Consider the following 10,197-nt stretch of genomic DNA (forward strand, 5'->3'; position numbering starts at 1 on the left):
TAAAAAAACCGACATTTTATGTCGGCTTTTTATTATTGATGCTAATCGTAAATAATGAAAGTTAATCGTTATAAAAGATGCTTAATTTCTGCCATTGTATCGACATCAGCTTCGTAATCAACACCTGCAACACTAAAGCCAAATAACTTTAAAAACTCTTGATGATAGCCAACATAGTCAGTTAACTCATCAATATTATCAGAATCAACGGTATTCCAAATGTCTGTCACGCGTTTTTGAACGCTATCTTCAAGCTCTTTATGATTTTGACGGTAACGATTTTTATCATCTAAGCGAGGTGTTTCACTGTAGATGTTATCAACAAATAGGTTCTGAATTTGTTCGATACACCCTTCATAAGTGCCATCTGCCTTCATCACCTTAAACATTGCTGAAATATAAAGTGGCATGATAGGTATTGCTGAACTCGCCTGCGTAACGACCGCATTTAATGAGGTAACATGGGCTTCGCCCTTAAGGTTAGCAGTAGCTTTGTTAATTGCCGATGCAGCACGGTCTAAATCTTCTTTCGCTTTACCTATGGTCGCTTTTCCGTATATTGGCCAAGTTAATTCTTTACCAATATAGGTATAAGCTACTGATTTAAATCCTTCTGAAAGAACGCCAGCCTCATTCAATGCCTTAATCCATAGTTCCCAGTCAGCGCCTCCCATTACATCAATGGTACCTTGTATCTCAGCTTCATTTGCTGCTTCAACAGAAATTTCATCAATAACACGCTTTGAGGTATTTAGGTTTTTAGTGGTTACACTTTGACCAATAGGTTTAAGCGTCGATGAATAAACTTCACCGGTATCTGGATCAGTTCGACGAGGCGAAGCAAGTGAGTAAACGATTAGATCAATTTCACCTAATTCAGCTTTAATTGTTTCAATAGCCTTTGCTTTAATTTCATGTGAAAACGCATCACCATTAATATTTTTAGACCAAAGCCCCTCTTGTTCAGCAGCCTTTTGAAACGCCGAAGTATTGTACCAACCTGCACTGGCTGTTTTCTTTTCAGTGGGCGGTTTCTCAAAGAAAATACCTAATGTTTTAGCATTATTACCAAATGCGGCGGTTATACGTGACGATAAGCCATAACCAGTAGATGAACCAATAACCAAAACATTTTTTGGCTTGGCATTAGCCTGTTGATGAGATTTTACATAAGAAATCTGCTCATTGACATGAGCTTCACAGCCCGCTGGGTGTGCATTTGTACAAATAAAACCACGAATTTTAGGTTTAATAACCATAAGAAGACCTTTTAATTAATACTATTTTTATCGCCAAACGACTCGGCAATTTAGTAATTATTCAATATTTATTGCGACATAAATTTAAAAATTGTCGCATAGTTTACGCTACTAAAAAGAATACGAGGTATGACCAGTAAACATTTACCTCAAAATAAAGGATTAAAGCCGCTAGCTATTTTAATAAAAAACATCTGCCTAAACCCGGCCATCAGCTTTTAACGTATAAACAGCGCCTAACATAATGACCCTAGCATGGAAGTACAATGCAAAATATTGTACCGTATCCCACCAACATTAAAGTTAAATCGCAACACCACAATGAGCAAAGTAAATCACACCATCAGTCATAATAATCCTGAAATGATTGTTTCGGGTTATCGGTGACCCATCAATAACCTTGTTAGCTAAATTAACCCATTAAGTAACATAGCTGTTGCCAAATATTATTCATTTTACATAGATAATGATAAGAGTAAATAACAGGTATTTCACGAAAAGTGAATACAATTATGAGGGTAGAATAAATTAGGGGGAAAATCGCGAATCATGGTTAGCTAGCGTTTTACCCCATTTATTTGCAAAAGTTACGCTGTTTTTTTACCACCGCCTAAGCATTTAGGCGACAAAGGGGTATTATCTGCATAATACTTGTCCCACTCATCTTTAGTATAAGTATGAAGCGCTAACGCATGTATTTTTTCGGCAAGCTCTGTTGAAAGCAACGAATTAATGGCTCGGTGACGTTTAATTAAGCGCTCTCCGATAAAGTCGTCGGTAACAATAATCACTTTAAAATGAGATTCACTGCCCGGTGCAACATTATGCTGATGGCTTTCATTAATAACATCGAGATGTATTGGAGAAAATGCGGAAAGAAGTTTTTGTTCTATTACAGCTTCAATGGTCATTATTAAATCCCTGATGTGTTTTTCTGTAGTGGAGTAATTTTAGTTTGTTACAGACAATATGCCATCAGTCTGGATGGCTATAGTCGTTTCATTGGCATTAATGGCGAGTAAACAGTTGCCATTATTGATAAAAAAAAATTCATTTATTTATAAAATAGTTTTTAAGCGCTCGAGGCAACTATCACTGGCTCAATTCCCTATATTTTGTCACAATAGCTGACATTCTTCTAGGTGAAAATCGAACCTCTTTATTATGATCAGCCCTTTTATTGTTAACGCAGATGGCGTTTATGACAAGAACCTTTTTTTAGATCGCTACCCCGTTGGTCAAGTTAACCGTGCACTAGTTGCTTGGGATTCAGCCGACGAGTATTTAATTAATTATGTTAATGAGCAAAGTTTAGCGGATAGCCAGCACAACTTACTAATTTTCAATGATAGCTTTGGCGCTATTACCGCTAACTTTACTCAGTCAAATGTGACTACGGTTTCCGATTCTTGGATAAGCCACCAAGGGTTAAAATATAATATTGAGCAAAACGGTTTGTCGCTTGACAATATTAGCCAAATAACGAGTTTGGATGACCTACCCGATAATATTACCGTGGTGTTGTACAAGATACCTAAAAGTAAGTCATTAATGATCGATCAACTTTTATCGATTAAAGCTAAATATAATCAAGAGCTTATTTTTATTGCTAGCGATAAAGCCAAAGATATCCATAGCTCGACGTTAAAATTATTTGAAAAATATTTAGGGACAACAAAAACGTCTTTAGCGGTAAAGAAAGCACGTTTAGTATTCTCTCAACTTGATAACAAGCAAGTTTTATCTTCACCTTTTCCAACAGTTTGGCCGTTAGAAGATAGCGCTTTTATTATCAGTAATCATTCAGGGGTTTATGCTCGTGAAAAACTTGATATTGGTGCTCGCCACTTTATTAAGCACCTTCCTGAAGTCAAAGCAGGTAGTCGTGTTATTGACTTAGGCTGCGGCAATGGTGTGATTGGTTTAGCCGTACTGGCAGAGCAACCCCAGGCATTAGTTACTTTTGTTGATGAATCTTATATGGCTGTTGATTCTGCTAAGACTAATATCAGTAAAAACTTACCAGAGCAACTCGAACAGTGTCAGTTCATGATAAATGACTGCTTAGCCGATATGGAGCCTAATAGTGTTGATTTGATTTTGTGTAACCCTCCTTTTCACCAGCAAAATGCAACCACAGACCATATCGCTTGGCAGATGTTTCGCGATAGCCATAGAGCATTAAAGAACGGTGGTGAGTTACGCATTATTGGTAATCGGCAACTCGGATACCATATTAAACTTAAACGACTTTTTGGTAATGAAAAACTCATTGCCAGCAATGATAAATTTGTCACGCTTTCATCAATAAAATAATGGAGTTAATCAGATCATGAAAAATATATTCATTAACAATAAAATTAAAACATTAGCCGCAACAACTTTACTGCTTGTACTGACGGCTTGTGCCAACAAACCCACTTACGTGGTTATTGCTCCAGATTTAAGCATAAATAATGGTGCATCTAGCCAAAGTGCTTATCAAAATAAACAAGCGAGTTTAACGGTCACTGATTTGCGAAGTGCCCAGCATGTTGTGCAAGTATTAAGAAAAGATGAAGCAGCAGAGGTTTATTCTAGTCAGCAACCATTAAACCGTATTGTTGAGGAAGCGTTAGCCGCTGAATTTAAAAAACAGGGCTTAGACATTAACGCTCAAGCGGGTAATGCAATTGAAATAATTATTGATAATGGCTTGAGCAGCGTGCAACAAGAAATGATGAAATATCAAGTTAACAATGAACTTGTGATCCGCGTAACTGTAAACAATGGCTCACAAACGTTGAGCAACACCTTTAAAGTTCGCGGAACTAGTGAAGGCCCATTGGGCGCAGATATTGCGGTATTAGAGCGAGACTTTAGTCAACAACTTACTCAGTTATTATCTCAAGTTATTAATAACATTGAAATTCAGCGTTTTATAAAGTAATTTTTAACAGCTCCTTTAAAAGAAGAAATGATAATGAAAGGTTTATTTTTTTTACTTATATTTTTATCTGGCACTCTATCAGCGAATAATATTGCCATTGATCCTAATAACTTATTTCCAAAAGTGAAATTAGAAACATCAAAAGGAGTCATCATTGTTGAATTAGACCGCATTCGTGCGCCATTAACTGTTGATAATTTTTTAATGTATGTGGTTAAAGGTGAATACAACAATACGATTTTTCATCGTATTGTCTCAGACTTTATCGTACAAGGCGGTGGCTATGATGAGGACTTCAATTTTAAAAAAGTCACTGGAAATATTGTTAATGAATCAGGTAATGGTTTAAAAAATGAACGTGGCACTATTGCTATGGCAAAAGAAAATCGCCCACACACCGCAAATCGTCAATTCTTTTTTAATATGGCTGACAATAAAAGTTTAGATCCAGGCCGTCGCTGGGGATATACCGTATTCGGCGCCATTATTGAAGGTCAGGCAGTTGTTGATGCTATGAATTTAGCTAAAACACACTATAGCGATGCGATGGGCTGGGACGATGTGCCCGTAGAACCTATTACCTTAATTAAAGCCACTTTATTACCAGAAGAATAAATTTATCCAATAAAATTTCAGCTGTAAATTATAGTCAGGAGTCAATATTTCTGACTATAATAATGCCATAATAAACATTCTTTTTTGTACGTTCTTACAATTAAATGAAAATTAAATTGCCTACACCTTTGACAAACTGTTTTTAATCTACGATATATAAGGTAGTAAATAAACAATAACAACTATTTTCACCATTTCAATAAAGTGGTAGCTACTTTCCTACTTGAATGATTTAAATACGAAAGTGAACTGAGGATGCCATGATAATTGAGCCGTTTATCAACGAAAAAACACAACAAATAGCTTACTATATTAAAGCTGTGATTAACCAATCATTGCATTATACCGAACTCGACACATTCATCCTTGATACCATGGAGGAATGGACATTGCTCAAGGTAAATGATGAAATGCCGAGTAGTGCAAAAGAGCGCGTTTTTTGGCACTTAGTCCATGAGATGAGTTTACATGGAGCACAATCACTGAGCCATGATTTGTATTTTAAAAGTGAAATAACGACCTGTTTAGATTTCTTCACAGGTACTGGCAGTTATCCTATTGACTGTATTGGCTGGCGTCCGTTACCTTAGGCTAACGTTAGTAAAATCCTCGACACTTGGTCACAGAACTCAAGAATAAACTTCTGTTTTCAATAACATTTTGATAGCCTATGCCTACTAAGATTTTTGTAGGCAATTGCATGACCACTCAACAAACATTCAAAGAAGCTATTCTCAATAAAAGAATGTTGATTTGTATCTTCACCGGATTCACTTCGGGCTTGCCGTTATTTATTTTATATCAACTGGTACCTGGTTGGTTAAGATCAGAAGGAGTAAGTCTAGTTGAGATAGGTTTATTCTCATTAATTGGCATTCCTTATGTTTGGAAGTTTATTTGGTCGCCATTGATGGACAGGTATTCTTTTCCGATGTTAGGTCGACGTCGAAGTTGGATGTTCGCTACGCAAGTTTTATTACTCTTCTCTATCGCTGGTTTTGGTTTTATAGACCCTACTATAAATATTTGGTCTGTCGCTTATCTTGCCGCTGCTGTTGCTTTTTTTAGTGCAAGCCAAGATATTGTTCTTGATGCTTATCGCAGGGAGTTATTGCAAGAACACGAACTGGGCTTAGGTAATTCTATCCATGTACAGGCTTATCGTCTATCTGGCTTAGTGCCGGGCTCGTTAGCTTTTATATTGGCTGACCATATCAGCTGGCAATCAGTTTTTCTTATTGTTGCTGCGTTTATGCTCATCGGTATTTTACTGACCTTATGTATTAAAGAGAGTAAAAGCGAACATCTTGCTCCTAAAACATTACATGATGCTGTTGTATTGCCTTTTAGAGATTTTATTTCACGAAAAGGTTTTAAAAGTGCCTTACAAATTCTCATTTTTTTATTTTTATACAAATTAGGCGACAGTATGGCTACAGCCCTGCAAACTCCCTTTTTTATAGACTTAGGCTTTACTAAAACAGAAATTGGTGTGGTTGCTAAAACAGCGTCGCTTATTGCGATGACTATCGGGCTTGCTGTTGGCGGCATTGTAATGATAAAGCTCAGTATAAATAAGGCATTATGGTTGTTTGGCTTTGTGCAAATCATCAGCATATTAGGCTTTGCCGCTTTAGCAGAAATAGGTCATAATACTTACGCTCTAGCTTTTGCGATGGGCTTTGAATACTTAGGTGTTGGTTTAGGTACAGCTGCATTTACTGCCTTTATAGCAAGAACAACCAACCCCGCTTTTGCTGCAACGCAATTTGCACTCTTTACGGCGCTAACCGCTTTGCCTAGAACCTTTGCCAATGCAACAACTGGCCTTATTGTAGAGCAAATAGGTTGGACATCGTTCTACTTTCTTTGTACTTTCCTCGCGATCCCAGGAATGCTTATGTTATTTAAAGTTGCTCCTTGGAGCGAAAAAGTCCCTTTCGAAACAAAAAATAAAACCGAGGAATTAATATGATTAAACTGTTCTTTCTACTCCCTATTATCATGTGCCTTTTTTGGTGGCGATATCTAGATGCTAAAGGCTTTAGTGTAAAAGAAGGTGTGAAAGGTTTTGCTTATATTATTGCTTTAAATACCGTACTCATTGGATTTTTAGTGGTAATGATATACGTTACTCACGGATGACGACTGCTGATATCCTGATACCAAATCCATCGTTATGAGACCACCTCAGTCAACCAGATACCGCCTCAGTCATTCTGATAACTCATCCATCAACCTGAATTTGTTTCAGGACTCGTCGTTAACAACACAAAAGCAGATACTGAAATGAATTCAGTATGACGGAAAAGGGATAAGCCTCAGTCATCCTGATAACACCTCCGTCATCCTGATACCACCTCCGTCATCCTGAACTTGTTTCAGGATCTCGTCGTTAACAACACAAAAGCAGATACTGAAATAAATTCAGCATGACGGCAAAGGGATAAACCTCAGTCATTCGGATAACACCTTCGTCATCCTAATAACACACCCATCATCCTGATAACAACTCCGTCATCCTAATACCACCTCCGTCATCCTGAACTTGTTTCAGGATCTCATCGTTGACAACACAAAAGCAGATACTGAAATAAATTCAGCATGACGGTAAAGGGATAAGCCTCAGTCCTTTTGATAACACCTCCGTCATCCTGATAACAACTCCGTCATCCTGAACTTGTTTCAGGATCTCGTCGTTAACAACACAAAAGCAGATACTGAAATAAATTCAGCATGACGGCAAAGGGATAAGCCTCAGTCATTCTGATACCCCCTCCTTCATCCTGATACCACACCCGTCATCCTGAACTTGTTTCAGGATCTCCTCGTTAACAACACATAAAAAAAGCTTACTCAAAAAATGAGTAAGCTTTTAGAATTCAATGTTTTTAAAGTAGTGTTTAAAAAACTGAACGAAATGATGAGCGACCGCTACGACGAGTAGAGCGTCGGTTTCTCATACGACTATGAAGTTCGCGACGTTTAGAATCTAGCCACTCTTCACGAGTCACTGTAGCATCACCACTACGACCTTCTTCTCGGCTACGATAAGCACAAAACTCTAGAAACGCTTCAATATCGTCTTTCAGTTCTTCGGCAACTAATTCAATCATGATGGCGTCGTCTAAAAAGCCTAATACAGGAATATGGTCAGGTACTAAATCTTCTGGATCACTAAAATAGGCCAATGCACTTAGCACATCACTGCGCTCTTCTGCTGGAATTTTCCATTCAGAGTCTTCTATCATCGCCACTAAAGTTTCTAGTTTTTTAATGCGCTCGCTGACAAATTCTGGAACACTTCCTTTAATATCTTGGCTAATACTCTTAGCGTTACTTAAAATAACTGCTTCACTAAGTTTTGCAGCTCCTGATTGTGCTTTACGCATTACATCACGGAAGTGGTCTAAGTCTGACTCTGTTAATTCAAATTTAACTTCAAACGCCATTATAATTCTCCTGTATTTGGCTTTTCTATTACTACACTTTGTTTATTATTTACTTTTTTGCATAATAGTAAACATAGTACATTCAACCCTATTTTTCTTATTAGAGTAAATTTAGCAGATAGTTATACAAACAGCACGCAGTTAACTCAATTAATTTGTAAATATTTATAACTTTTCATTCACACTTTTATAAACATAATGCTATGATTTTGTTCTATTGTTTGTATTTATTCTGAAACTTTTATGCAAAATACCGAGTTAGTTAAAAAAAATAGTGATCTTGATATCACGCCATCAGTCTCTGAACAGCCTGATACCATGAGAAGTTCAGCAAATAACAATTGTGATAATTGTCATCAGCCACTCAACGGTCCTTTTTGTGGTCAGTGTGGTCAACAAGCAGAATCAACATTGAAATATTTTTGGGTGGTGATATTACACCTTCTTGATGATATTTTTAGTTTTGATTCTCGTGCCGCCCGAACTATATTGCCATTAGTTGCTCGTCCTGGTTTTTTAACTAATGAGTATATTGCCGGAAAACGCGTGCATTACGTGCCTCCGCTACGTTTATACCTTTTTGTGAGTATTGTCTTTTTTATTACCTTAAAATTTTTTGTGCTCTCAGACAGTAATACTCTTCTCGCGGTAAGCGACAATCAGACATCAATCACTCAAATCAAAGATCAGCTTGTTTTACTTGAAAAAAACAAGCTTAAAGCCATTGATGGCTCACCAGATAATACCGTTGATTTGTCAGAAACAACAAAAAGTATCGCAAAATTTGAGACCTATTTAACCGATATTAATAAAGATTACAGTATTGAAAAAAATAAACGGTTAATTGATATGACCAAAACACTTGTCGATTTAGAATTAAGACAATTTAAAGATGGACAAGCACTTAGCGGGAATAAAAAAGAACGTTATGATTTATTAACCTCAAATATTGCAAAATTTAAAAATGGTGAGGAACTAGATAATGTAGAAAAAACTTCTACGACCATAGGCAATAATGCCGATGGTACCTTGTCTTTTGATTTCTTGAGTGACGAGAATAATAAAAGCCTTAATGTGTTTACAAAGTCTTTGATCAAGAAAGCAGAAAATGCCTTCCGCTCTGATGCAACGCCATTAGTGCAAGAAGTTATTGGAAAATTACCGCAATTAATGTTTGTTTTACTACCTCTTTTTGCTGTTTTATTAAAAATAATGTTTATATTTTCCAAACGACTGTATATGGAACATTTAACGGTTGCCTTGCACAGCCATAGTTTTATTTTCTTTACTATATTGTTGGTAGAGTTACTAGATGTGTTTGCTGGCTATAGTGAAACAGTCCTCCCTTTACTTACTGGCTCGATTGAATTTGCCAGTAAAGCCTTATTAATTTGGATCCCGATATATTTATTTATCATGCAAAAGCGCGTCTATAAACAGGGTTATTTTTTGACCTTTATCAAATATTCGTTTATCGGCACCGCCTATATGATACTTATTGGCTTCACAGGTGTAATTGCCTTCGTTTGGGGCTTAACAGATATTTAACTAACAGTTTCAGTTACCCTGCCCTGATACAAGCCCGTTATGCTGATCTGGATTCCGTCAACCAGATACCGTATCCGTCGTCATCCTGATACCACCTACGTCATCCTGATAACTCACCCGTCATCCTGAACTTGTTTCAGGATCTCGTCGTTAACAACACAAAAGCAGATACTGAAATAAATTCAGCATGACGGTAAAGGGATAAGCCTCAGTCATCCTGATAACACCTCCGTCATCCTGATACCACATCCGTCATCCTGATAATACATCCGCCATCCTGCTACAACATCCTTCGTCATCCTGATACAACACCCGTCATCCTGAACTTGTTTCAGGATCTCGTAGTTAACAAAACAAAAACATATACTGAAATAAATTAAGTATGACGGTGAAG

10 protein-coding genes are annotated in these 10,197 nt (G+C 37.0%); 7 read left to right on the forward strand and 3 right to left on the reverse strand.

Going from position 1 to position 10,197, the window contains the following annotated elements; genetic code table 11:
- Positions 1–68: 68 nt before the first annotated feature.
- Both fabV and H4J62_RS14860 read right to left on the reverse strand, forming a co-directional pair.
- The gene (fabV, locus tag H4J62_RS14855) at positions 69–1,259 is read right to left on the reverse strand and encodes an enoyl-ACP reductase FabV (RefSeq protein WP_182217578.1); all 1,191 of its coding nucleotides are present in this window, start codon (positions 1,257–1,259) and stop codon (positions 69–71) included.
- 587 nt (positions 1,260–1,846) lie between these two features.
- Positions 1,847–2,170: a BolA/IbaG family iron-sulfur metabolism protein gene (locus H4J62_RS14860; RefSeq protein ID WP_182217577.1), complete on the reverse strand. Its 324-nt coding sequence runs from the start codon at positions 2,168–2,170 to the stop codon at positions 1,847–1,849.
- 253 nt (positions 2,171–2,423) lie between these two features.
- Between H4J62_RS14860 and H4J62_RS14865 the strand changes: the two genes are divergently transcribed.
- The 6 genes from H4J62_RS14865 (at position 2,424) to H4J62_RS14890 (ending at position 6,948) form a co-directional block, all read left to right on the forward strand.
- Positions 2,424–3,575, forward strand: coding sequence for a methyltransferase (locus tag H4J62_RS14865; protein ID WP_182217575.1), 1,152 nt, complete (start codon positions 2,424–2,426; stop codon positions 3,573–3,575).
- Between the two features lie 16 nt (positions 3,576–3,591).
- Positions 3,592–4,188, forward strand: coding sequence for a YajG family lipoprotein (locus tag H4J62_RS14870; RefSeq protein WP_182217573.1), 597 nt, complete (start codon positions 3,592–3,594; stop codon positions 4,186–4,188).
- A gap of 33 nt (positions 4,189–4,221) precedes the next feature.
- Positions 4,222–4,803, forward strand: coding sequence for a peptidylprolyl isomerase (locus H4J62_RS14875; protein ID WP_182217571.1), 582 nt, complete (start codon positions 4,222–4,224; stop codon positions 4,801–4,803).
- A 260-nt stretch (positions 4,804–5,063) separates the two neighbouring features.
- Positions 5,064–5,393, forward strand: a complete 330-nt coding sequence (locus H4J62_RS14880; protein ID WP_182217569.1) for a hypothetical protein — start codon at positions 5,064–5,066, stop codon at positions 5,391–5,393.
- A gap of 110 nt (positions 5,394–5,503) precedes the next feature.
- Positions 5,504–6,778, forward strand: coding sequence for an AmpG family muropeptide MFS transporter (locus H4J62_RS14885; protein WP_182217568.1), 1,275 nt, complete (start codon positions 5,504–5,506; stop codon positions 6,776–6,778).
- Positions 6,775–6,948 (forward strand): hypothetical protein, encoded by a 174-nt coding sequence (locus tag H4J62_RS14890; protein ID WP_170246384.1) that lies wholly within the window; start codon positions 6,775–6,777, stop codon positions 6,946–6,948. The genes H4J62_RS14885 and H4J62_RS14890 overlap by 4 nt, the downstream gene beginning before the upstream one ends.
- A 758-nt stretch (positions 6,949–7,706) precedes the next feature.
- On the opposite strand, the gene H4J62_RS14895 is transcribed toward H4J62_RS14890, so the two are convergent.
- Positions 7,707–8,255 carry a YkvA family protein gene (locus H4J62_RS14895; protein WP_182217566.1) on the reverse strand — a complete coding sequence of 183 codons (549 nt, stop codon included), beginning with the start codon at positions 8,253–8,255 and terminating at the stop codon, positions 7,707–7,709.
- Between the two features lie 243 nt (positions 8,256–8,498).
- Between H4J62_RS14895 and H4J62_RS14900 the strand changes: the two genes are divergently transcribed.
- Positions 8,499–9,803, forward strand: coding sequence for a DUF3667 domain-containing protein (locus tag H4J62_RS14900; protein ID WP_182217565.1), 1,305 nt, complete (start codon positions 8,499–8,501; stop codon positions 9,801–9,803).
- Positions 9,804–10,197: the final 394 nt, after the last annotated feature.

Origin of the sequence: Colwellia sp. BRX8-5, from assembly GCF_014077325.1 — a bacterium.
Lineage (GTDB): Bacteria > Pseudomonadota > Gammaproteobacteria > Enterobacterales > Alteromonadaceae > Colwellia_A.